Origin of the sequence: Paraburkholderia sp., assembly GCF_035501035.1 — a bacterium.
Lineage (GTDB): Bacteria > Pseudomonadota > Gammaproteobacteria > Burkholderiales > Burkholderiaceae > Paraburkholderia.
In genome coordinates this window covers 1-23688 of the sequence record NZ_DATJWR010000111.1, presented here as the reverse complement: position 1 = coordinate 23688, position 23688 = coordinate 1, and the positions used below count along the sequence as shown (strand labels likewise).

The window sequence follows — 23688 nt, the reverse complement described above, 5'->3', positions numbered from 1 at the left end:
GCGTGCGCGCGCTCGCCCACGTTCACGTCGATGTCGAGCCGGTCGCCGCCCGCGATGCCTGCGGGCGGATGCACGATCACCGCGTGGCAGATTGCATCGCCTTCGGGGTAGAGCGGGCGTTGCACGCGCAATGGCCCGACGTGCAGGCGATGCGCGAGCGTCGTGCGCTCGCCGTGGCGCGCGAAGCCGAGTTCGAGTTTCGCGGCCCATTCCTGATGAGCGGTATTGCGCAGCGTGGCGTTGGCGAGCGCGGCGTGATCTTCGTGAAGCGACATGCGTGGCGAGGGGAAAAAGCTGGATTGGCGTCGAGGATAGCACGTGGACTCACGCGTACAGGTCAGGCGCCAGGCAGCCTGCGCGCGAGTAGCGATTGCATGTCGCGACGGCCGTCGACGATCAGGTAGATAACAATCTGCGTGTCCAGGGCGCGATAGATCACGCGATAGGGCTTGCACGACGCTTGCCGGTATTCCGTGATTTCCACGGCAGCGCGTTCCTTCTGGCGCAAGCGGCGCTTCTTGATGACGGAATTGATCGGAATTGAGACTTTTTATGGTCCTCGTGCAAGGCGCTGACGCTCGTCTTCCTCAAGGCTCATAGCGGATTACCGGGGAGCGTGCCGGCGACGTTCCCTGTTTTGAAGGCGGTCGTTGCGGTATCGCGAACGTGGTCGGCTGTTCAGGGTCGTACGAATAAACGAAACGCGCCGCAGGCTCGCAAAATCGCGACCTTCAGCGACGGGGGCGGCTAGAGCCGGGCGCGTGCGCGATTCCGGGCAGGGCGGCGGTGAGCGTCGTCAATGCAGGCGTCGAATCGTTCGTGCGCGCCGCTCGAGCTTGCCGGCAAGCTGCGCGTCAATAAGGTGAGCCCGGGCTGGGTAGCCGAGACCTTGCAGGCGATGGGGCGGGAACCGGATGACGGTGTGCCGGCCCCGGTGGTCGCGCCAGCGTTCCGCAAGTGCGTGGTGGAAGACATCACCGGCCAGGTGGTGTCGGCCGCGTTGAGTCCGCAGTAGCGCAAACCTGTGCGATGACGGGCGCGCCGCTTCCGGACCGGGATTTCGTTTCCGATGCGCAGCTACGCTTCGATGCGCTCGCAACCTATCAGGTTACGCTGAAATCGACATCGGCGGGAGCGCAAACGGTCGAGGTACGCTATGGCTACCTCAAGCCGGGCTTTGTTCGGATGGACTTCATCCGCTCGCATGCCGGCGCGACACTCACTTACAGCTGTGCATCGCGGAAGGCCACGCTTTGGTCATTCGGTTTCGACACGTTTGCGAGGCTTGACGAAGTGCTTGCCATTGGTACGTTCGAGCAGATCGATGCGACGGCCAATATTGGCGACATAGTTCCCACTTCCGAACTCGATCTCTTGTTCATCGGTCCGGGAGATCTCGCGACGAGCATGGGATTCAAAGGTCGTGGCGAACCGCATCTTGCGACTCGGACCCGCCCGTGATTCCGCCTTTCACGCGCACGTCAAACCGATCTGCCTGAGGTTCAGGCTGCGATAGCGTCACTCGAAGCGCCGATTCGGAACAGCCCGGTCGTGCTTGGCGGTGTTGCACCTACCGCTGATCTGGCTAATGCGATGATCGCACGAGGCTACCGTGTGCTCGTCATGGGCTTCGACTGGTCGCTTCGTCAGCGCGGGATCACATCCGCCATCAGCAGCATCAATCGCTAGCTGTCTCATGTCTGATAACAAGCTGACGGTCGCGTTTCGCGGCCGAACAGCTCGAACGGGTCGGCTCATGCATTTTGCATAAACGGCGCGGCGTAGACTATCGTCGTGGTCGGGCGTGGGACGCAGTGCGGCCAACCCCTGTCATTGCCTCGCGCCCTCACAAGGACACTCGAACGTTGCCCCCGCACTCGATAGCGCCCGTCATGCCCGAAGCCGCTTGCTGGCATCCTTAGCGGCATCCCAGCCCACAGCGAGACCACCACCGATCATGCAAGTGCTGGTCGACGCTGGCGCTTGTCTGCCTTTCGGACAATGGCCGTATGAGCAACATCGGACGCCCCCGCCGGCGGGCTATCGCAACGGCTCCCGGATCTTATGCCCGCTGCAGTCGATAAGATGTGACGGGCTTTTTTCTACCCGTCGGCGCGCCGATCATTGCGACAACCGACGACAAAATCCATGCTGTAGCCGCCGACGAAGTTTTGGAAGATGGACGGTCGGCGCCTTCCTTGCTATCTTCCTCTGCGGTTGCACCGACACTCCGCAACCTCCAGCGACTCCCTCGCTGGGAGCATGTCCTTTTGGGGCCGCCGCATTCCCACAGACGCGGCGGCTTTTTATGGGATTGCGCTCGGCAGGTTGCGGCAACAGGCTCGTGCTGGCGCGCGCGGACCAACGGCGCGCGATGGAGTTCGCGGCTGCTTGCAACCCGCGAACACGACGTGCACGCCCTGTTGCACCAACTGGACGCACCTCGCGCAGAGTCAGGGAACCGCTGCCTGCATGGGCCACCGTAGCCTTCGCAGAGTTGAGGCGGCTCGTGTCGAGCAGCGTTAAGTGTCTGAGATCTTGCTGCAAGCCCGTTTCACCGATTTGGATGCTCTGATGGGTGGCGACGGAGCAGGGTTCGTACGGCGCCCCACATAGCCTTGTTTTTTTCGCTCGAGAATGCATGCCGGTGTCGGTTAGCATGGAGAAAATTTCGACAAGCCTCCGCACCTCCCATAGGATTGATAAGGTTAGCTAATTAAGTAACGTATGCGAGAATACCGTACTTTTGCGCGCGGCAACTGAATCCATGGAGTAATGCTGGCCGGCCATGACACATTGCGGCGACAGGAGGGAATTTGCATGTTCGGCGATTTCATCGAGTTCGCAAGACAAATCCGGCGCAGCGAAGGCTTCAAGAATGCGCTCAATACGCCAGCGCGACTTTCCCTGCATGCGATGCAACGCCTCAACCGTGGCTACTTCGTCATAGAGATCCGCGCAAGTTCAGGATTTTTCTCCGTGATGCAGATCGTGTTATGCATCCTGCTGTATTGCGATGAAAAAAATCTGACGCCGGTCGTTTCCGCGCGCGGCGGCAGTTATGGTGACGCGCAAGGTAAAATCGACTGGCTCGCCGAATGCTTTGAGAACCTCGCGCCGTCGACCGGGCCGGTCGCCGTGAGTTTGCGTTTGCGAACGTCCGTCGTAAGCGATCTCGGCGATCTAGGTTTTCGCCGTTACGAATCAGGCCTTGAGCTCGAGCGGGCAAGCACCCTGTTCCTGTCGCATTATCGGCCAACCGCATCGATCCGCGAGGAAGTCGATCGCATCCGTCGGCGGCTTGGTATCGGCGCCTCGACACTCGGCGTCCATTTTCGCGGCACCGACAAGAGGTTCGAGGCCCATACGATCGAACGGGATGCGCTTTGCCGTACGGTCGAGAGAACGCTTGCCGACGAACCCCAGCTCACCAACATTTTCGTATCCAGCGACGAGCAGGCTTTCCTTGATTTTTTCTTGAACTGGGACTTCCCCGTGCCGGTTAACGTCGCGCCCGCCATGTTGCTCGCGACAGGCGAGAAGCCCGTGCATTTCAGCGGACATCCAGGACTCGCAATCGGCCGCGAGGCACTGGTCGCGAGCCTGCTTCTCGCAAATTGCGGGTATCTGATCAAGACACCTTCATATCTTTCGGCGTGGTCGAAAATCTTCAACCCGTCCCTGCGGGTGAAGCTCGTCGCGCCTCCACGCGAAAATGCATTCTGGTTTCCCGATCGCCAGATTTGGACCGAGCAGATACAGCGCAGTAGCAACCTGGCCCTTCCTGGCAACGACATCGAGGATTCCGACTCGCTTTTTACGGGGAACCGGACGACTGTGTGAGAGGGCGTTGTTGCGTTAATCAGGTGTATGGACCACATGAGCTCTGTGCTTTCGATCTCAGGCGATACGGACGGACTGCGGGCGAGCGAGTGCCGCCATGCGGTTGAGCACACCTGCACGAATCGATACTTCGGTTGCCTGAGAGCCGATCTCACGAGCGCACAGGCAGGAGCCCGTAAGAGTCTTCATCCGGTACATCAGAGTCTCGGCCAGCGAGCGCTGGTGGTAGCCACTGGCCTGCTTCCATTCACGCCCGCTGCTCTTCGCGATTGTGTCGATGGCGGCATTGCGCCAGGCTGCGCCGGGCGTGCTGGCTGGCCACGGCGTCGCACCTTCACGCGGCGGGATCGCCGGGACAGCCCCGCGCTGCTATCTGCGCATGGCACGCCCTGGTGTCGCAGGCACCGTCGCCACCGATGGTATCGATTGCCACGTCAGCGGGAATCTGGTCGAGCAAATCGGGCAGCACTTCGCCATCGCCTTCGTCTTGGTGGGTCATCAGCGCGGCGCAGATCTGGCCCGCGGTCGCGTCAATCGCCAGGTGCGCCTTGCGCCACGTGTGACGTCTGGACCAGCCATGCTTGCGTATCACTCGGCTTCGCCGCGTAGACTTTCAGTCCGGTGCTGTCGATCACCAGATGCAAGGGCTCATTGGGGCGCTGCGTTGGCGGTACGACCTTCAGGATCTGGGCGCGACGGCTCAAGGTCGTGTAGTTCGGGCAAGCCCGGGTAGGCGAGTTCGCGCAGACTGAGCGCGAAGCCCTGCACAGCGCGCAGCGGCAGATGAAAAACCTGTTTGAGGCCGAGCAGCATCTGGATCGCCGTATCACTGTAGACGCGCGGTCGGCCGCGCCTGGCCAAGCCAGCCTCGGATACCTGCGTCAGTACGCTTTCATCAATCCACATGGTCACGTCGCCTCTCGCAATCAAGCCCGCGTTGTATTCCCGCCAGTTCCTGACGCGGTACGCCCCCCTTTGGGCTCGCTTGCCTTGCGTTCGTCCTTGCGCATCTTCTCGGCGAAAAAATCGAGAATCTACTCAGTTCGAAGTGAAGTTAACATCCTGGTCAACCCGGACGTTGCGCGCAAACGTCAAACCGCCGCAACGCGCCCTGATTTCTGCAACAACGCCGTGGGAGAGCGTCCCGCACCCGTCTTTTCGTCTATTGAGGAAACGCTATCGAATGTGATGCTCGATTCGTGTTCTCCGCGTTCCATTTCTCGAATTCATCGGGATTTCCATTTCCCGATGTGTTCGTTGGGATGAATTCGGTAAATTCTGCACGTGCGCCGGGGCTTTAATTGAAGCCGATTATCGAGATCCAATCCCAAAGAACGCGTGGCGGTTGAGCGATTATGCAGTTTCGATAGTCACGGATCCGATAGGGCACCTCGAAAAACCTCCGGTCTTGATAACATTACGTCATCCTCATTAAATCTGAACAGACCTGTTCGCCGATGAGCGCCACCGCAAGTCGATCGGCAGATCATCGACGCGACGTTGGTGCCTGCGCCGAAGCAGCACAACAGCCGGGAGGAAAAGCCGTTGATCGACCATGGCGCGATGCCCGCCGACTGGAAGCCCGCGAAGCGGCGCCAGAAGGATCTGGACGCGACCTGGACGAAGAAGCACGGCAAGAGCCACTGCGGCGATAAGCTGTCGATCAACGTCGACAGGAAGTACAAGTTCATTCGCGAGATCCAGACCGACACGGCCAGCACGCACGATAGTCAGCACTTCGACAAAGTTTTCGATACGAGCAACACGAGCCGGGACGTCTATGCCGATCGAGGCTATCCGTCCGAGGAGCGCGAAGCGTGGCTCAAGCCAAATGGCTTTCGGAACCAGATCCAGAGAAAAGGTAAGTGCAACAAGGCGCTGTCTGCCTGCAAGCAGCGGCGCAACCAGCGGATCGCCAGAACGCGGGCCCGGGTCGAGCATGTGTTCACGATGATCGAGCAGATGGGTGGAAAGTTGATCCGCACGATCAGCCAGGCTCGCGCGAGTTTTGTGATGACGATGATGGCCAGCTACAACCTGAAGAGGCTGGTGTATTTCGCAAAAGCGGGAATTGAGGCTTTCTGACACCCCTGATGGGCGGGATCGCGGGTGCCCGAGGCGATTCGAAGTAAAAACCGCGCGATACCGCTCGTAAGAGCGGTGGCTGGCCGGACAAATCGAGTTGAATGCTGTCGCAATCACCGCGTCGCGCTGGCGTTCGTTGAAAACGCCGGGTTATTCGAGGTTCCCTTTTCTTTTTTTGGCCGGTGAAGCTCCAGTTATCCAGTTACCTTGGGACAAAGGAGATAGAAGGTGAAAGCCATCTTGATCGATCCATATGCTCAAACCATCAGAAAGGTCAGGTGTAACGGCGGCTACCAGCAATTATCCCGGCTCATAGAATGCACGCTGTTTGATGCCGTGCTGCTGCCCAACGGGGATGCGATCTACGTCGACAGCGAAAGGCTCCTCACCCCCATTGCCGAGCGGCGTTTCTGGACCATCCGCAAGTTCTACCCGGGCGAGGCCTTCCCGGGTAAGGGGCTCCTGCTGGGCTCGGACAGTGTTGGCAATTCCACCGCACCGCAGATGCCGGTCGAGGAGCTCAAGGTGCTCGTCACGTTCCTCCGAGAGTCACCCCTGAAGCAGACGCCGCCTGACGGATCGCCCGCCATGCGCGTGATCGGCGTTGCGCATCCAGGGCAAACTGTCCGGATGAGTGCGGGCGGGGACGTGCGGTGCCCGCTTCGCAAGAAAAGGTAAACAGGGACGCCGCGGCGAGGACTGCTGGATTCACGCGGACGTGATACGGGCGACGAGATCGCGATCGGGAGCACGAATGGCGGCTCTTTGGCAACGTTAAGACGTTCTGGCCAGTTCACTGTTGGACCGTAACGGGTTGGCAAGCGCCATCCATGGCCGATTAAATCTACGTAGAATCGTCTTAAAGCTGGTCCTCATTTACCGCAGCGGCCGCTCGCCGCTTTCAGGCCTCAAACCGCAATCAACTCCCGCACGCCATCCGCATCCATGCTCGCGCCTGCGCCCCCTGCCACGATTTCGCCGCGGCTCATCACCCAATAGCGGTCTGCGATGGCCTTGGCGAAATCGTAGTACTGCTCAACGAGCAGCACTGTCAGGTGCATCTCTTCGACGAGCCGGCGCAGCGTGCGGCCAATGTCCTGGATGATCGACGGCTGGATGCCTTCGGTGGGCTCGTCGAGAATCAGCAGTTGCGGATCGCTCATCAGCGCGCGGCCGATCGCGAGCTGCTGCTGTTGGCCGCCCGAAAGGTCGCCGCCGCGCCGCGATTTCATTTCCTTCAGAACGGGAAAGAGCTCATAGATGTGCGCGGGCACGCCGGAGGGCATGCGCTTCTTGCTCGCCGCGCCCACCAGCAGATTCTCTTCGACGGTGAGGCGCGGGAAGATGTCCCGCCCCTGTGGCACGTACGCGAGCCCATCCGCCACGCGCGCATACGTCGGCAGTTTCGTGAGCGCCTCGCCGCGCCAGGCGATCGAGCCGTTCTTCGTCGGCACGACGCCCATCAGGCAGCGCAGCAGCGTGGTCTTGCCCACGCCGTTGCGGCCGAGCAGCACGGTGAGCTGGCCTTCGGGCACGCTCATCGAGACATTGCGCAGGATGTGGCTGCCGCCATAGTACTGGTTCAGCGATTCGATGGTTAGCATGGCTGACAATCTCGAAGGAATCCTAGCGGCCCAGATACGATTCAATTACCGCTTCGTCGCGCTGCACGTCTTCCAGCGTGCCATGCGCGAGCACGCTGCCTTCGGCCATGACCGTCACGCTGCCGGTCTCGCCCGCGAGCGCCGCGACGAACTCCATGTCGTGCTCGACCACCATCATCGAGCAGCTGCCACGCAGGCGGTTGAGCAGCGTGGCGAGCTCCATCGTCTCGTCGTCGGTCATGCCGGCGGCGGGTTCGTCGAGCAGCAGTAGTTGCGGTTTCTGCATGAGCAGCATGCCGATTTCGAGCCGCTGCTTCTGGCCATGCGAAAGCTCGCCCGCGAGGCGCCGCGCGTCGCTTTCGAGCCGGATCACCTCGAGTGTTTGCTCGATTTTCGCCTGCGCTTCGCGGCCAAGTCGCGCGCGCAGCGTCGCGAACCAGCCTTTGTCGGCCTTCATCGCGAGTTCGAGGTTCTCCCATACCGGGTGTTGCTCGAACACCGTTGGCTTCTGGAACTTGCGGCCAATGCCCGCGCGCGCGATGGCGGGTTCGTTCATGCGCGTGAGATCGAGCGTCTGGCCGAGAAAGACCTTGCCGGAGTCGGGCGCGGTCTTGCCGGTGATGACGTCCATCATCGTGGTCTTGCCCGCGCCGTTCGGGCCGATCACGCAGCGCAGCTCGCCCACGTCGATGGTGAGCGAGAGCTTGTTGAGCGCGCGAAAGCCGTCGAAGCTCACGCTCACGTCCTCCAGATAGAGGATCGTGCCGTGCGAAGTGTCGATCGCGCCGGGCTCGACCACGTGCCCGAATTCGGCCACGCCCGAGAGCGTCGGCTTGTCGACGTCGCCGGCTTCGTCGAAGGGATTGTGATTGGGCGGGTCGTTGAGCAGGATGTGTCCGTTCATGGGCGCGGGCTCCGCGTGGTGAGTCTATTTTTGAGGAGTTCGAACAGACCCATGATGCCGTTGGGCAAGAGGAGCGGCACGAGTACGAACATCAAGCCGAGGAAGAACAGCCAGTATTCGGCGAAATGCGCGGTGAAGAAGCTCTTTGCGCCGTTCACGGCGAATGCGCCGATGATCGGCCCGATGAGCGTGCCGCGCCCGCCGACCGCCACCCAGATCGCCATTTCGATCGAATTGCCCGGCGACATCTCGCTCGGATTGATGATGCCGACCTGCGGCACGTAGAGCGCGCCCGCTATGCCGCACAGGATGGCCGAGATGGTCCACACGAACAGTTTGTAGCCGAGCGGGCTGTAGCCGAGGAACATGAGGCGCGTTTCGCCGTCGCGCACGGCGGTCACGACGCGGCCGAGCTTCGAGGTGACGATGGCGCGCGCCGCCAGAAACGCGAGCACGAGCACGGCGAACGTCAGCAGGAACAGCACGGTGCGCGTGCCGGGGTGCGTGATCGGCATGCCCGCGATGCGCTTGAAGTCCGTGAAGCCGTTGTTGCCGCCGAAGCCCGTTTCGTTGCGATAGAAGAGCAGCATCGCGGCGAACGTCATGGCCTGCGTGATGATCGAGAGATACACGCCTTTCACGCGCGAGCGGAACGTGAAGAAGCCGAATATCCAGGCAACGACGGCGGGCACGAGCACGACGAGCGAAAGCGCATACCAGAGGTGCTCGGTGCCTTGCCAGTACCACGGCAGCGCATGCCAGTCGAGGAACACCATGAAGTCGGGCAGGTCGCTGCCGTACTTGCCGTCGTGGCCGATCTCGCGCATCAGGTACATGCCGATGGCGTAGCCGCCGAGCGCGAAGAAGAGGCCGTGGCCGAGACTCAGGATGCCGCAGTAACCCCACACGAGATCGAGCGCGAGCGCGGCGATGGCGTAGCACATGAGCTTGCCGCCCAGCGTCATCGCATAGGCGGAAAGGTGCAGCGCGCTCGATTGCGGCAGCACCAGCGCGCACAGCGGCACGCCCACGCCGATCACGAGGATCAGCACGATGAGCGCGAGCCACGCGCGCGGCGAGAGCAGGGCGGGGCGCGCGGGCAGGCCGAGCGCGTAGGTTTCGGTGCGCTCGCCTGGATTGTGGGGGGCGCCCAGCGTGTGTCGCGTAGACGTGGAAGTGGCGCTCGTCATGTCATGCCTCCGCGCTGCGGCCCTTGAGGGCGAACAGGCCCTGCGGACGCTTCTGGATGAAGAGCACGATCAGCACGAGCACGGCGATCTTTGCGAGCACCGCGCCCCAGAACGGCTCGATGGCCTTGGAGACGAGCCCGAGCCCGAAGCCGCCTATCACGGTGCCCGCGATCTGGCCCACGCCGCCCAGCACCACGGCCATGAACGAATCGATGATGTAGCTCTGGCCGAGGTCGGGCCCGACGTTGCCGATCTGCGAGAGCGCGCAGCCGCCGAGCCCCGCCACGCCCGCGCCGAACGCGAAGGCCCAGGCGTCGACTCGCGCGGTGCGCACGCCCACGCATGCGGCCATGCGGCGGTTTTGCGTCACGGCGCGCACGAAGAGGCCCAGGCGCGTTTTCGTGAGCACGGCCCATGCAATGCCCACCACGATCAGCGAGAAGGCGAGGATCGCGAGCCGGTTGTACGGCAGGATCAGGTTTTGCATGACCGTCACGCCGCCGCTCATCCACGAGGGGTTCTCGACCTCCACGTTCTGCGCGCCGAAGATCATGCGCGTGGCCTGAATGAGGATGAGGCTGATGCCGAACGTGGTGAGCAGCGTCTCGAGCGGGCGGCCGTACAGATGGCGAATCACGAGCCGCTCTATCACGGCGCCGACCAGCGCGGCGGCGACGAACGAGGCGGGAATCGCGAACAGCGGGTACCAGTCGAACGCGCCGGGCGCATAGCGTTGCACGAGCGTTTGCACCACATAGGTTGCGTACGCACCGATCATCAGGAACTCGCCGTGCGCCATGTTGATCACGCCGATCAGGCCGTACGTGATGGCGAGGCCGAGCGCCGCGAGCAGCAGCACGCTGCCAAGCGAGAGGCCGGCGAACAGCGTGCCGGCGATCTCGCTGCGGCGCTGGATCGCGTCGAGCGCGGCGATGCCCTGTTGAGCCGCGGCACGCACGTCGGCGTCGGGTTCGTTCCACGCGCCGCTCGCGTTCTTCGCGACGAGCGGGCGCAGCAGTTCGTACATGTCGAGGTCGTGCCGCGCAGCCACGAGCTTCGCCGCTTCGAGGCGCGTCGCCGCATTCGGATCGTGCAGCGCGGTCATGGCCCAAAGCGTGTCGAGGCGGCGCTTGAGCGCGGGGTCGGTTTCCTTCGCACGTGCGGCGTCGATCATCGGCTTCATGGCCGGATCGGGGTTCTTCAGCAGTGCGGCAATGGCGGCGCGGCGCGTTGCGAGATCAGGCGAGTCGAGCTGGAGGCCCGATACCGCGCCCGCCACTTTCGAGCGCTGCAGGTTGTTCAGCGTGATGGGCTGGGCACTCGTTGCGACGTTCGCCGCGACCGCCTTGCCGGTGGCCGCATCGTGTGCGCTCTGTCCGTCCGCGTCCTGCACGAGCACCTCGCCGGAATCGGTCGCGGTGACGTTGTCTTCGGCGAGCGCCTTCAGGAGCGCGAGCGAGGCGGCGTCGTGCGTCGCAATGAGCTTGTCGATGGCGGCGGATTTCGCGTCGAAGTCGTCGCCGGCGAGCGGGGCGACATCGGCGGGCTCGAGTGCATGTGCGGCCGGGCACAGCACCGCAAAGAGCGCGAGCGACAGCGTGCACGCGCCGAGCGCGCGCCGTGCGCCCGCGTGGGCGAATCTCTTGAGGGAGAGCACCATGATGGTCTTGTCTTCGAGTGAGCCGCGCGCGCGGGCGGCGGCTCGTCAGGCATGTTCATGCATTGCTTCGCGCGCATGAACAGCCAGGAGGCGCGCGCGTTCGCGTCAGGCGACGCGCGAGCGGCGCAGGATGGCGGGAAGCGTGCTCGAGCTGACCACGTCCGGCTTGCCCTCGTTGCCGGCGATGTACGGGCTCCACGGTTGCGCGCGGATTGCGGTCTTCGTCTTCCACACCACGTTGAACTGGCCGTCGGCGCGAATCTCGCCGATCATCACCGGCTTGTGCAGGTGGTGATTGCCGTCCATCGTGAGCGTGAAGCCCGAGGGCGCGGCCACGGTCTGGCCGATCATCGCCACGCGCACCTTGTCGACATCGGTGCTCTTCGCCTTTTCCACGGCCTGCTTCCACATGTGGATGCCGACGAACGTGGCTTCCATCGGATCATTGGTCACGCGTTTGCTGCCGCCCGGCAGGTTGTTGGTCTGCACCCACGACTCGAACTCTTCCTTGAACTTCGTGTTGTTCGGCCCTTTCACCGACATGAAGTAGTTCCACGCCGCGAGGTGGCCGACGAGCGGCTTCGTGTCGATGCCGCGCAGCTCTTCCTCGCCCACGGAAAAGGCGACCACGGGCACGTCCGTGGCTTTGATGCCCTGGTTGCCGAGTTCCTTGTAGAACGGCACGTTCGAGTCGCCGTTGATGGTCGAGACGACCGTGGTCTTGCCGCCCTGCGAGAAGGTCTTGATGTTCGCGACGATGGTCTGATAGTCGCTATGGCCGAACGGCGTGTAGACCTCCTGAATTTCGGTATCCTGAACGCCCTTGGAATGCAGGAAGGCGCGCAGGATCTTGTTGGTCGTGCGCGGGTACACATAGTCGGTGCCGAGCAGGAAGAAGCGCTTCGCGCCGCCGCCTTCGGCGCTCATCAGGTATTCGACGGCGGGAATGGCCTGCTGGTTGGGTGCGGCGCCCGTGTAGAACACGTTGCGCGACATCTCTTCGCCTTCGTACTGCACCGGGTAGTAGAGCAGGCCGTTCAGCTCCTCGAACACGGGCAGCACCGACTTGCGCGAGACCGAAGTCCAGCAGCCGAACACGCAGGCCACCTTGTCCTGGGTGAGGAGCTGGCGCGCCTTTTCGGCGAAGAGGGGCCAGTTCGAGGCCGGATCGACGACCACGGGCTGGATCTGCCGGCCCATCACACCGCCGTTCTTGTTGATGTCGGAGATCGTCATCAACGCGGTGTCTTTCAGTGAGGTTTCCGAAATGGCCATCGTGCCCGAGAGCGAGTGCAGGATGCCGACCTTGATCGGCCCGCTGCCGCTGTCCGCGTGCGCGAACGGCACGCGCCCCGCAACCGCGAGCGCGCCAGACATCGTCCCGAGTTTCAACAGACTGCGACGTTTCATTTATTTGCCCCTTGTCAGTGAAATGAGTCGTGGGTCGTGGCGCATCCCGGGTATGTCTTTTGGCCTCTCGTCGTGCGCGCGCCGCCCGGTGTGTGGACAGTCTTGCCCGCAACCTTCTGCAAGCGTTGTGCCAGCGCGCTCCCAGGGCGCGAAGCTTGCCCCACAAGGCAGACGCCGATGCAGGGCGCATGGGCGGCCGCGCAGCGGGCGGGCGATTGTGGTGCAATGAGATGCATGTTCGGGCGCGCTGCATCGTCTCAGTGCGCGCGTGCATGAACTGGAACGGCGGGTGCGGTGGGGCACGCTGCATCGTTGTGCATGGGGGGCGCGCTCTTTACACTGAGCTTCCCGGAGCGCGTGCTCACCGCGCGCCTGCCGTTTCGCCGTCGTTTGCCGTCTTTCGAGTCGACTCCGCTACCGACCAAGCAAGGAGATGCAGATGAATGCCAGCCTGCCCGATCTGTCCGCGTTCTGGATGCCCTTCACCGCGAACCGCCAGTTCAAGAATGCGCCGCGCCTGTTGATGAGCGCGAAGGGGATGTACTACACGTCGCACGACGGCCGGCAGATCCTCGACGGCACGGCCGGGCTGTGGTGCGTGAACGCGGGCCATTGCCGCGACGAGATCGTCGCGGCCGTGAAGGCGCAGGCCGAGGAGATGGATTTCGCGCCCACGTTCCAGATGGGCCACCCGAAGGCGTTCGAGGCCGCGCAGAAGATCGCGCGCCATACGCCGGGCGACCTCAAGCACATTTTCTTCACGAACTCGGGCTCGGAGGCCGTGGATACCGCGCTCAAGATCGCGCTCGCCTACCATCGCTCGCGCGGCGAAGGCCAGCGCACGCGCTTCATCGGCCGCGAGCGCGGCTATCACGGCGTGGGTTTCGGCGGCATTTCGGTGGGCGGCATCGCGCCCAACCGCAAGGCGTATTCGGGCCAGTTGCTGCCTTCGGTCGATCATCTGCCCCATACGCTCAACATTCGCGAGGCGGCGTTCTCGAAAGGGCAGCCCGCCTGGGGCGCGCATCTGGCCGACGAGCTGGAGCGCCTGTGCGCGCTGCACGACGCCTCGACGATCGCCGCCGTGATCGTGGAGCCCGTGGCCGGTTCCACCGGCGTGCTGATTGCGCCGCAGGGCTATTTGCAGCGGTTGCGCGAGATCTGCGACAAGCACGGCATCCTGCTGATCTTCGACGAGGTCATCACGGGCTGGGGGCGGCTCGGCGCGCCGTTCGCCGCCCAGTACTTCGGCGTGACGCCCGATCTGTTGACCATGGCCAAGGGCACCAACAACGCCGCCGCGCCGATGGGCGCCGTGGCCGCGAGCGCGCGCATCCACGACACGATCGTGAACGGCGCGCCGGGCGGCATCGAACTGTTCCACGGCTACACCTATTCGGGCCACCCGATCGCGGCCGCGGCCGCCTGCGCCACGATCGATCTGTACGAGCGCGAAGGCCTTTTTGAGCGCGCCGCGCAACTCGCGCCCGTGTTCGAGCGCGAGATTCACAAGCTCAAGGGCGAGCCGCACGTGATCGACGTGCGCAATCTCGGGCTCGTGGGCGGCGTGGAGCTGGCGCCGCGCGAGGGCGCGCCGGGCGCGCGCGCATACGAGGCGTTCGTGCGCTGCTACGAGCAGGGCGTGCTCACGCGATACACGGGTGACATCCTCGCGTTCTCGCCGCCGCTCATCGCCGAGGAGGCACAGATCGAGGCGATTTTCTCGACCGTCGCGCGGGTGCTGCGCGAAGTGGTCTGACCGAAATAGCCTGAAAAAGCGCCCTGAAAAAACGGCTCGCAAACGACAAAGGGCGCGGCCGAGGCCGCGCCCTTTGTTTCGTATGGCTGGCGATCAAGGCGTCGGCCATGCACGGTGCGCTCAGTAAGTCGGCACTTTGGGGTCGACCTGGCGCGACCAGGCGTCGATGCCGCCCTGCAGGTTGAACACCTTCGTATAGCCGCGCGATTCGAGGAACATCGCCACCTGGGCGCTGCGCGCGCCGTGGTGGCAAATGCAGACGATCTGCGCCTCGTCGTCGAGTTCTTCGCTGCGCGCGGGAATCTCACGCATCGGGATCGACAGGCTGCCGGCGATTTTCGCCGTTTCGATTTCCCAGGGCTCGCGCACGTCGAGCAGCACAGGGGTTTCGCGCGACGAGTCGGCGAGCCATTCGGCGAGGGCGGGGGCGGTCAGATTCTGCATGGAACACTCAATCGGGTAAGTAAGCCGGACGTGTGCCCGGCAGTGCTACGGTTGGCCGGCGCGCGCGGCTCAGAACTTGAAGCGCGGCGGGTGCACGGCGTTTTGCAGCGGTTCGACATAAGTCTCGAACACGCCGGCAATGCGGTATTGCTTCTCGTCGATGCGGGTGATGATCTGCGCCTCCATGACCGGCGCGGCGCCCACGAAGGCGGCGAGGCGCCCGCCCACCTTGAGCTGCTCGAGCAGTTCCTGCGGCACGACCGGCAGGCCGCCCGACACGCAGATCACGTCGTAGGGCGCGTGCGCGGCCCAGCCGCGCGCGCCGTCGCCGAGCGCGACTTCGGCGTTCAGCACGCCGTTCTTCAGGAAGTTCGCGCGTGCGAATTCGGCGAGCTCCGTGTCGATCTCGACGGTCAGCACCTTCTGCGCGCGGTGCGCGAGCAGCGCCGCCATGTAGCCGGAGCCCGCGCCGATTTCCAGCACGCTCTCGTGCTTTTTCACCGCGAGCTCCTGCAGCACGCGCGCCTCGACGCGCGGCGCCAGCATGTGCTGGCCGTTGGGCAGCGGCAGTTCGAGGTCGGCGAACGCGAGGTCGACATAGGCCTCGGGGACGAAATGCTCACGCTTGACGATCGAGAGCAGGTTCAGCACGTCCTGGTCGAGCACTTCCCAGGGGCGAATCTGCTGTTCGATCATGTTGAAACGCGCTTGTTCGATGTTCATGGTGACTCGGCGTTGTGGTCGGGATCAGTTTGGAAAACGCAACGGAACCGGTTTTGCGTCGGTCCGGATTCGCGCTTCCTGGGTCATGGGGCGATCGACGCGTGCCGGAAGCCAACCCCGAAGCCCGCGAGCCCCACCAAGCCCGGCAAAAAAGGCGTCGGGCAATCGCAGAATTGTAGCAAACCGCCTTTGCGCCTGGCCCTGCCGCCGGCAGCCGGAGGCCGCTGGCGGATTGGTATTTGTCCTGGCTCAGCGCGCCTTGCGGTTTCGGGGTTTCCGCACCATAAATGTAATCGATTACATCCGGGGTGCGGCGGAACTGGCCGCGCCACTGCCTGCGCGCCGTTCGCCACCTGTCAGGATCGCCTCCAACCCATGTCCGCCGAGCCTTCACCACCGCAACGCGAAGACGCCGGCGCCGAATCGGCCGCGCGCGGCGGCTCGATCGCGGCGGTCGCGCAGCGCGTGGGCGTTTCGGTCGCGACGGTCTCGCGCGTGCTCAACGGCCATGCGAACGTGCGCGCGGCGACGCGCGAGCGCGTGCTGGCCGAGATCGAGGCGAGCGGCTATCGCGTGAACGAACTCGCGCGCAACCTGCGCACGGCCGAAAGCCGCCTCCTGCTGACCATGGTGCCGGACTTCGGCAACCCGTTTTACGCCGAGATCGTGCGTGGCATCGACAGCGTCGCGCGCCAGCACGGCTATTTCATGCTGCTATGCGACACGGGCGCGGACGCGGGCCGTGAGCGCAGCTACTTCGACCTGCTGCGCCGCCATCGCGCGGACGGCGCGATCTGCCTCGACCCGGCCACGGTGCAGCACGCCAACCAGGCGATGGCGGGCGAATCGACGGCGCTGCCGTGGGTGGCGTGCTGCGAGTTCGATCCGGACGCGGGCGTGCCCTATGTCGGCATCGACAACTATCGGGCCGCGCGTGACGCGGTGCGGCATCTGATCGCGCGGGGGCGGCGACGTGTCGCGCTCATCAATTCCGACGAGCAATACCTCTACGCGCAGCAGCGCCGCGACGGCTGGCGCGACGCGCTCGCCGAGGCCGGCATCGAGGTGCGCGACGCGTGGCGCGTGAACGTGAACTGCCTCGACTACGAAGCGGGCGCGCAGGCCGCCGCCGCGCTGATGCGGCAGCGGCGGGGAGATTCGCCCGATGCGATCTTTGCGGTGTCGGACACGCTCGCGGTGGGTGTGATCAACGGCTTGCGCGGCACGGGCTGGTGCGTGCCCGACGACGTCGCCGTGGTGGGCTTCGACGACATCGCGCTCGCCGCGCAGATCGATCCGCCGCTCACGACCATCGCGCAGCCCATGCGCGAGCTGGGCGAGACGGCCGCGCGCCTGTTGCTGCGCCGGCTCGCCGACCCGCGCGCGAGTGTGCCGGGCGTGCTGTTGCCGCATCGGCTCGTGGTTCGCGAGAGCGGGTGAGGCCGGGCGAAGGGCGGGCGAAGGGCGGGCACGCAGCGAGTGCCCTGCATGGGTTCGGCAAGCCAGTTCAGGAGGAGCGCACGCGCATGAGCGTCGCCGTGAAGTTCAACGACATCCGCAAGGACTTCGGTCCCGTGCGCGTGCTGCACGGCGTGAGCTTCGAGCTTGCGCCGGGGCGCATCCATGGGCTGCTGGGCGAGAACGGCGCGGGCAAGTCCACGCTCATGAAGATTCTCGCGGGCTACGAGCACGCGAGCGCGGGCGAGATGCTGGTCGATGGCGTGGCGCGGCACTTCGCAGGCTCGCGCGAGGCCGAGGCGGCCGGCATCGTGCTGATCCACCAGGAGTTCAACCTGGCCGAGCACCTGACGATTGCGCAGAACATCTTCCTTGGCCACGAGAAGCGCAAAGGCTGGCTCGTCGACGACGCCGCGATGCGCCGCGAAGCGCGCGAGCTGCTCGCGCAGGTGGGCCTCGCGCGCGACCCCGATACGCGGGTGCGCGAACTGATCGTCGCGGAAAAGCAGCTCGTGGAGATCGCGAAGGCGCTCTCGCGGCGCGCGCGCCTGCTCATCATGGACGAGCCCACGGCCACGCTCACGCCCGCCGAAACCGCGCGCCTTTTCGCGCTGATGACGAAGCTGCGAGCGGGCGGCACGACGCTCGTCTACATCTCGCACAAGCTCGACGAAGTGGAGCGCATCACCGACGACGTGATCGTGATGCGTGACGGCCGCTTCGTGGCTGCGAGCGCGACGGCGAGGCTCGCGCGCCAGCAGATGGCGAACCTGATGGTGGGCCGCGACGTCTCCGACATGTTCCCCGAGAAGGCCGAGCCCGCCGCCGATGCGCGCGTGGCGCTGCGCGTGGCGGGGCTCTCGGTGCCGGACTGGGTCGAGGACCTGAGCTTCGAGGTGCGCGCGGGCGAGATTCTCGGCTTTGCGGGGCTGGTCGGCGCGGGGCGCAGCGAAGCGTTCGAGGCGATCGTGGGGCTGCGCCGCAAGCGCGCGGGCACCATTGAGATCGAAGGGCGCGCGGTGACGCTGCGCCACCCGCGCGACGCGATGCACCATGGCCTCACGTATCTGAGCGAAGACCGCAAGGGCCGCGGTTTGCACATGAACCTCACCCTGCAGGACAACCTCACGCTCATGACGCTCGAGCGCTATGCCCATCCACTGCTCGACCTGAAGGCCTGCCGCCGCGCGCTCGAGACGGCGGTGCGCGAATTCGGCATCCGCACGGGCGACATGGGCAGCCGCGCGCGCATGCTCTCGGGCGGAAACCAGCAGAAACTCGCGCTCGCCAAGTTCCTGCAGCCCGACCCGCGCGTGATCGTGCTCGACGAGCCCACGCGCGGCGTGGACGTGGGGGCGAAACGCGACATCTATTTCCTGATCCAGCGGCTCGCGGCCTCGGGGCGCGCGGTCGTCGTGATCTCGTCCGAGCTCGTGGAGCTGATCGGTCTCGCCCACCGCGTGGCGGTGATGCGCGCGGGCCGGCTCGTCGCCACGCTCGGACGCGAGCACCTGAACGAAGAGGAACTGATCGCCCATGCAACCGGCACCCACTGAAGCGGCACCCGAAGGGCGTCGCGCGCGGATTCTCGCGGCAAGGCTCCTGCGCCGGCTCGCGGGCGTCGGGCCGCTCATTGGCCTGATCGCGCTCAGCGTGCTCGGCACGCTGCTCAACCGCGACTTCGCGACCGTCGACAACCTGCTCAACGTGCTCACGCGCACGTCGTTCATCGGCATCATCTCCGTGGGCATGACCTTCGTGATCATTTCGGGTGGCATCGACCTCTCGGTCGGCTCGATGGCCGCGCTGATCGCGGGCGTGATGATCTGGACGATGAACACGCTCGCCGCCGGTTCGCACGCACTCGCGCCGCTCGCGATCGTGGCGCTCGGCATCGTGATCGCGCTCGTGCTGGGCGCCGTGTTCGGGCTCGCGCACGGCCTGCTCATCACGCGCGGGCGCATCGAGCCTTTCATCGTGACGCTCGGCACGCTCGGCATCTTTCGCTCGGTGCTCACGTGGCTCGCGGATGGCGGCGCGCTCACGCTTCAGAACAATCTCGTCGATCTCTATGGTCCGGTGTACTACGCGAGTCTCTTCGGCATTCCGGTGCCCGTGTGGGTGTTCGCGCTCATGGCGGCGGGTGGCGCGCTGATCCTCAATCGCACGCCGTTCGGGCGGCACGTGCAGGCCATCGGCTCGAACGAGCAGGTCGCGCGCTATGCGGCGATTCGCGTCGATCGCGTGAAATGCGCGACATATGTGTTGCTCGGCGTATGCGTGGGGGTCGCGACCGTGCTCTATGTGCCGCGCCTCGGTTCCGCCACGCCGACCACGGGCCTCCTGTGGGAGCTGGAGGCCATCGCCGCGGTCGTGGTGGGCGGGACCGCGCTCAAGGGCGGCGAAGGGCGCGTGGCGGGCACCGTGGTGGGCGCGGTGCTGCTCTCGGTGATCGCCAACATCCTCAATCTCACGAGCATCATCAGCGTGTATCTGAACGCGGCGGTGCAGGGCGTGGCGATCATCGCCGTGGCCTTCCTGCAGCGCGGCAGACGATAAGGCATGCGAAATAGTAGTGGCCTGGCGGTAAAGCAGTCGATCAGGCAGTCGAAGGAGAAGGGAAAAAATCTATGTAGCTCAACGCAGACGGGCGCGCGCGCCCGCATGGGATCGGAGCCGGCGCCGAAGCGCCGGCTCCGATCGACACAGGAGACGGCATCATGAAGAAGATGATTCGAACGATGTGTGCGGGCGCGCTGGCGCTCGGCGTGGCGGCGACCTTCGGTGCGGGCGCGGCGCGCGCCGACGACAAGGTGACGCTGGGCGTGGCCATTCCCACTGCCGACCACGGCTTCACGGGCGGCATCGTCTGGTGGGCGAACGAAGCGAAGAAGGATCTCGAGAAGGCGCATCCGAACCTGAAGATCATCGTCAAGACGGCCGCGAACGCGCCCGATCAGGCGAACCAGCTGCAGGACCTCGTGACCGTCAACAAGATCAACGCGCTCGTGATCTTCCCGTATGAATCGGCTTCGCTCACGCAGCCGGTCGCGCAGGTGAAGAAGAAGGGCGTGTACGTGACGGTGGTGGATCGCGGCTTGACGGACACGAGCGCGCAGGACGCCTACGTGGCCGGCGACAACACCGCGTTCGGCAGGATTCCTGCCGAATACCTCGCGAAGCAGCTCAACGGCAAGGGCGACATCGTCGCGCTGCGCGGCATTCCGACGACGCTCGACAACGAGCGCTGGACCGCGTTCACATCGGTGCTGAAGAACTATCCCGACATCAAGATCCTCGACGCGAAATATGCGAACTGGAACCGCGACGACGCGTTCCGCACGATGCAGGACTTCCTCACGCGCTTCAAGCATATCGACGCCGTCTGGGCCGCCGACGACGACATGGCCGTGGGCGTGCTGAAGGCGATCGATCAGGCGAAGCGCAACGACATCAAGATCGTGTTCGGCGGCGCGGGATCGAAGGAGATGGTCAAGCGCGTGATGGACGGCGACGCCCTCATCCAGGCCGACGTGTCGTATTCGCCGAAGTTCATCTACGACGCGATCAAGCTCACGGCCGAAGCGCGCCTGCAGGGCAAGACGCTGCCGCCCACGACGATCATTCCCTCGGTGCTGATCACCAAAGAGAACGCGAAGCAGTACTACTTTCCGGACTCGCCGTTCTGATCTGATCGCGCGCGTTTCCCATCCATTGCCGCCGCGCGCGTGACGATTGAACGGGCGCGGCGCTCACCAGGGGACGAAGGACGATGAAGACGATCAAAGGCCCAGCGATATTCCTTGCGCAGTTTCTCGGCGACGAGACGCCGTTCGACAGCTTCGCGCACATGGCCGGCTGGGCGGCCCAGCTTGGCTACAAGGGCATCCAGGTGCCCGCGGACGCGCGCCTCGTCGATCTCGAGCAGGCGGCTTCGAGCGTGGCCTGGTGCGACGACCTGCGCCAGCAGGCCGACGACGCGGGCGTGGCGATCACCGAGCTATCCACGCATCTGCAGGGGCAGCTCGTGGCCGTGCATCCCGCCTACGACTCGCTCTTCGATGGCTTCGCGCCGCCGCAGGTGCGCGGCAACCGCGAGGCCCGCACGGCCTGGGCCATCGAGCAGCTGATGTTGGCCGCTCGCGCTTCGAAGAATCTCGGGCTTAGCGCGCACGTGACCTTTTCGGGGGCGCTCGCATGGCCGTATCTGTATCCGTGGCCGCAGCGGCCGGCGGGCCTCGTCGAGACGGCCTTCGCCGAGCTCGCGAACCGCTGGCGGCCGATCCTCGACGCCTTCGACGCGGCGGGCGTGGACGTGTGCTACGAGCTGCATCCGGGCGAAGACCTGCACGACGGCGTGACGTTCGAGCGCTTTCTCGCGGCCGTGGACGATCATCCGCGCGCGAACCTGCTCTACGACCCGAGCCACTTCGTGCTGCAGCAGCTCGACTACCTCGCGTTCATCGACCTCTATCACGCACGCATCAAGGCCTTCCACGTGAAGGACGCCGAATTCCGCCCAACCGGCCGGCAAGGCGTGTATGGCGGCTACAGCTCATGGGTGGAGCGCGCGGGGCGCTTTCGCTCGCTCGGCGACGGCCAGATCGACTTCGGCGCGATCTTCTCGAAGCTCACGCAGTACGACTACCCGGGCTGGGCGGTGCTCGAATGGGAATGCGCGCTCAAGCATCCGCACGATGGTGCGCGCGAGGGCGCCGAGTTCATCCGGCGTCATCTGATCCGCGTGGCAGAGCACGCGTTCGACGACTTCGCGGGCAGCGGCGTCGATGCGGCGCAACTGAAGGGCATATTGGGCTTATGAGCGCCCTTCGATCGCGGCGTGTACGGGGCTCGAAGGCGCATCACGAAGGAGTATCGCAATGACTCGAAGACTCAGGCTCGGCATGGTCGGTGGCGGCGAGGGGGCGTTCATCGGCGCCGTGCACCGCATCGCGGCGCGGCTCGACGATTGTTTCGAGCTCGTGGCCGGCGCGCTCTCGTCCGATGCGGCGCGCGCCGAGGCGAGCGCCGAGGCGCTCGGCCTCGCGCGCAGCTATGCGCACTGGCGCGAGATGGCGAGCGTGGAAGGCGCGCGCGAGGACGGCATCGAAGCGGTTGCAATCGTGACGCCGAATCATCTGCACGCACCGGTTGCGCATGCGTTCCTTGATGCCGGTATCCACGTGATCTGCGACAAGCCGCTCGCGGTGTCGCTCGCCGAGGGCGAAGCGCTCGCCCAGCACGCGCGCGACGCGCAGCGCGTATTCGCGCTCACGCACACGTATTCGGGCTATCCGCTCGTGCGTCACGCGCGGGAGCGGGTCGAGGCAGGGGAGATCGGCGAGGTGCGCATCGTGCAGGTCGAGTACGCGCAGGACTGGCTCGCCAACCCGGTCGAGCGTGGCGGCGCGAACCGTCAGGCGGTCTGGCGCACGGATCCGGCGCTAGCAGGGCCGGGGGGATGTCTCGGCGACATCGGCACGCACGCCTGGCAACTGGCGGCGTTCGTGAGCGGCCTGCTGCCCGATGCGATCGCCGCGGAAGTCCATACGTTCGTGCCGGGCCGCCGGGTGGACGATCACGTGCAGGCCATGCTGCGCTACGCGAACGGCGCTCGCGGCATGCTGTGGGCGAGCCAGGTGGCGAGCGGCGCGGAAAACGCGTTGCGGCTGCGCGTCTACGGCACGAAGGCCGGGCTAGCCTTCGATCAGGAAGAGCCGAACGTGCTGTGGTTCACGCCGCAGGGCGGCGAGGCGCAGCGCCTCACGCGGGGACGCGTGACGGGCACCGCCGCGCGGCACGCCACGCGTGTGCCGCCGGGGCATCCGGAGGGGTATCTCGAAGCATTCGCGCAGCTCTACCGCGACACGGCGGCGCAAATCCACGCGCGCGAGGCCGGCGAGCCGGCGCCGCCCGAAAGCCGCCTGCTGACGACCGTCGAAGACGGCGTCGAGGGGTTGCGCTTCATCGAGGCCGCGCTTGCGAGTAGCGCGGCCGGGGGCGCGTGGCGGACGATCGTGCGGCCTTGAGCAACGATCGGGCTGTTTATTGCCCGAGGTACACGAACTTGCCGCCGCGTATCGTGCCCATCACGCTCGCGCGCTGGTCGAGGCCCACGTGGTCCTGCGGAGTCGTGTTCACCACGCCGTTGGGCACGACCACCTCGTGCGCGTGTTCGAGCTCAGTGCGCAGCGCTACGCGGAACGCCTCCGTGCCCGGCTGGGCGGTCTTCAGCGCGCGCGCCACCGCATCCTGCAGGCGCGGGTAGACGCCGGCCGCGTCGCCCGCGAACTGCGTGACCGTGCCGGGGCCGTACTTGGCCTCGTAAGCGTCGACGAAAGCCAGTGCCGCCTTCTGCGCCGGATTGTCGGCGGGCAGCGTGCGGGCCACCACCACAGGCTGGGTCGGGAACAGCGTGCCCTCCACGTCCTTGCCGCCAAGCTTGATGAACTCGGGCGTGGCGATGCCGTGCGTCTGATAGATCGCGCCCTTGTAGCCGCGCTCCACCAGCGTGCGCTGCGGCAGCACCGTCGGCGTGCCGGCGCCGGCGATCAGCACGGCGTCGGGCTTCGCCGCGATCAGCTTGAGCACCTGGCCCGTCACGCTCG

General features: G+C 65.1%; 20 protein-coding genes and 3 pseudogenes. 12 read left to right on the top strand and 11 right to left on the bottom strand.

Features of this window, described 5'->3' with window-relative positions; all coding sequences use genetic code 11:
* Together VMJ11_RS08195 and VMJ11_RS08190 are read right to left on the bottom strand one after the other, a co-directional pair.
* A pseudogene (locus tag VMJ11_RS08195) lies at nucleotides 1–275 on the bottom strand (urease accessory protein); the annotation flags it as partial.
* 62 nt (nucleotides 276–337) lie between these two features.
* Entirely contained in the window at nucleotides 338–484 is a 147-nt protein-coding gene (locus VMJ11_RS08190; RefSeq protein ID WP_325618750.1) for a hypothetical protein, read from the bottom strand.
* Nucleotides 485–799: 315 nt separating this feature from the next.
* Here VMJ11_RS08190 and VMJ11_RS08185 point away from each other — a divergent pair, with 315 nt between their 5' ends.
* From VMJ11_RS08185 to VMJ11_RS08175, 3 genes are all read left to right on the top strand, one after another.
* Nucleotides 800–1015 carry a hypothetical protein gene (locus VMJ11_RS08185; RefSeq protein WP_325618749.1) on the top strand — a complete coding sequence of 72 codons (216 nt, stop codon included), beginning with the start codon at nucleotides 800–802 and terminating at the stop codon, nucleotides 1013–1015.
* Between the two features lie 14 nt (nucleotides 1016–1029).
* Nucleotides 1030–1461, top strand: coding sequence for a hypothetical protein (locus tag VMJ11_RS08180; RefSeq protein WP_325618748.1), 432 nt, complete (start codon nucleotides 1030–1032; stop codon nucleotides 1459–1461).
* Between the two features lie 1359 nt (nucleotides 1462–2820).
* Nucleotides 2821–3843, top strand: coding sequence for a hypothetical protein (locus VMJ11_RS08175; RefSeq protein WP_325618746.1), 1023 nt, complete (start codon nucleotides 2821–2823; stop codon nucleotides 3841–3843).
* 57 nt (nucleotides 3844–3900) lie between these two features.
* Here the strand turns inward: VMJ11_RS08175 and VMJ11_RS08170 are convergent.
* Nucleotides 3901–4853: pseudogene (locus VMJ11_RS08170) on the bottom strand (IS5 family transposase).
* 472 nt (nucleotides 4854–5325) lie between these two features.
* Here VMJ11_RS08170 and VMJ11_RS08165 point away from each other — a divergent pair.
* A pseudogene (locus tag VMJ11_RS08165) lies at nucleotides 5326–5928 on the top strand (IS5 family transposase); the annotation flags it as partial.
* Nucleotides 5929–6156: 228 nt separating this feature from the next.
* On the top strand, nucleotides 6157–6606 hold the full coding sequence (locus tag VMJ11_RS08160; RefSeq protein ID WP_325618744.1) for a hypothetical protein: 450 nt from the start codon (nucleotides 6157–6159) through the stop codon (nucleotides 6604–6606).
* 230 nt (nucleotides 6607–6836) lie between these two features.
* Here VMJ11_RS08160 and urtE read toward each other — a convergent pair whose 3' ends face one another.
* The 5 genes from urtE to urtA all read right to left on the bottom strand — a co-directional run bounded on the left by urtE (nucleotide 6837) and on the right by urtA (nucleotide 12696).
* Entirely contained in the window at nucleotides 6837–7532 is a 696-nt protein-coding gene (urtE, locus tag VMJ11_RS08155) for an urea ABC transporter ATP-binding subunit UrtE (RefSeq protein WP_325618742.1), read from the bottom strand.
* 22 nt (nucleotides 7533–7554) lie between these two features.
* A complete protein-coding gene (gene urtD, locus VMJ11_RS08150; RefSeq protein ID WP_325618740.1) occupies nucleotides 7555–8436 on the bottom strand; it encodes an urea ABC transporter ATP-binding protein UrtD in 882 nt (293 codons plus the stop codon).
* Entirely contained in the window at nucleotides 8433–9626 is a 1194-nt protein-coding gene (urtC, locus tag VMJ11_RS08145) for an urea ABC transporter permease subunit UrtC (RefSeq protein ID WP_325618738.1), read from the bottom strand. The genes urtD and urtC overlap by 4 nt, the downstream gene beginning before the upstream one ends.
* A gap of 1 nt (nucleotide 9627) precedes the next feature.
* Complete coding sequence (gene urtB / locus VMJ11_RS08140; protein ID WP_325618736.1) at nucleotides 9628–11286, bottom strand: urea ABC transporter permease subunit UrtB; 1659 nt, start codon at nucleotides 11284–11286, stop codon at nucleotides 9628–9630.
* A 105-nt stretch (nucleotides 11287–11391) separates the two neighbouring features.
* A complete protein-coding gene (gene urtA, locus VMJ11_RS08135; RefSeq protein WP_325618734.1) occupies nucleotides 11392–12696 on the bottom strand; it encodes an urea ABC transporter substrate-binding protein in 1305 nt (434 codons plus the stop codon).
* Between the two features lie 433 nt (nucleotides 12697–13129).
* Here urtA and VMJ11_RS08130 point away from each other — a divergent pair, with 433 nt between their 5' ends.
* On the top strand, nucleotides 13130–14455 hold the full coding sequence (locus VMJ11_RS08130; RefSeq protein WP_414694336.1) for an aspartate aminotransferase family protein: 1326 nt from the start codon (nucleotides 13130–13132) through the stop codon (nucleotides 14453–14455).
* A 120-nt stretch (nucleotides 14456–14575) separates the two neighbouring features.
* On the opposite strand, the gene VMJ11_RS08125 is transcribed toward VMJ11_RS08130, so the two are convergent.
* Together VMJ11_RS08125 and VMJ11_RS08120 are read right to left on the bottom strand one after the other, a co-directional pair.
* Complete coding sequence (locus VMJ11_RS08125) at nucleotides 14576–14899, bottom strand: rhodanese-like domain-containing protein (protein WP_325618730.1); 324 nt, start codon at nucleotides 14897–14899, stop codon at nucleotides 14576–14578.
* A 69-nt stretch (nucleotides 14900–14968) separates the two neighbouring features.
* Nucleotides 14969–15622: a protein-L-isoaspartate O-methyltransferase gene (locus VMJ11_RS08120; RefSeq protein ID WP_325618728.1), complete on the bottom strand. Its 654-nt coding sequence runs from the start codon at nucleotides 15620–15622 to the stop codon at nucleotides 14969–14971.
* Between the two features lie 375 nt (nucleotides 15623–15997).
* On the opposite strand from VMJ11_RS08120, the gene VMJ11_RS08115 reads away from it, so the two are divergent.
* From VMJ11_RS08115 to VMJ11_RS08090, 6 genes are all read left to right on the top strand, one after another.
* Nucleotides 15998–17062 carry a LacI family DNA-binding transcriptional regulator gene (locus VMJ11_RS08115; RefSeq protein ID WP_325618726.1) on the top strand — a complete coding sequence of 355 codons (1065 nt, stop codon included), beginning with the start codon at nucleotides 15998–16000 and terminating at the stop codon, nucleotides 17060–17062.
* 86 nt (nucleotides 17063–17148) lie between these two features.
* Nucleotides 17149–18636, top strand: a complete 1488-nt coding sequence (locus VMJ11_RS08110; protein WP_325618724.1) for a sugar ABC transporter ATP-binding protein — start codon at nucleotides 17149–17151, stop codon at nucleotides 18634–18636.
* On the top strand, nucleotides 18617–19639 hold the full coding sequence (locus VMJ11_RS08105; protein WP_325618722.1) for an ABC transporter permease: 1023 nt from the start codon (nucleotides 18617–18619) through the stop codon (nucleotides 19637–19639). The genes VMJ11_RS08110 and VMJ11_RS08105 overlap by 20 nt, the downstream gene beginning before the upstream one ends.
* Nucleotides 19640–19800: 161 nt before the next feature.
* Nucleotides 19801–20769, top strand: coding sequence for a substrate-binding domain-containing protein (locus tag VMJ11_RS08100; protein ID WP_325618720.1), 969 nt, complete (start codon nucleotides 19801–19803; stop codon nucleotides 20767–20769).
* Nucleotides 20770–20852: 83 nt separating this feature from the next.
* Complete coding sequence (locus tag VMJ11_RS08095) at nucleotides 20853–21902, top strand: sugar phosphate isomerase/epimerase family protein (protein ID WP_325618718.1); 1050 nt, start codon at nucleotides 20853–20855, stop codon at nucleotides 21900–21902.
* A gap of 58 nt (nucleotides 21903–21960) precedes the next feature.
* Nucleotides 21961–23109: a Gfo/Idh/MocA family oxidoreductase gene (locus tag VMJ11_RS08090; protein WP_325618716.1), complete on the top strand. Its 1149-nt coding sequence runs from the start codon at nucleotides 21961–21963 to the stop codon at nucleotides 23107–23109.
* Between the two features lie 16 nt (nucleotides 23110–23125).
* Here VMJ11_RS08090 and VMJ11_RS08085 read toward each other — a convergent pair.
* A partial coding sequence (locus VMJ11_RS08085; RefSeq protein WP_325618714.1) for an ABC transporter substrate-binding protein occupies nucleotides 23126–23688 on the bottom strand: 563 nt, incomplete at its 5' end.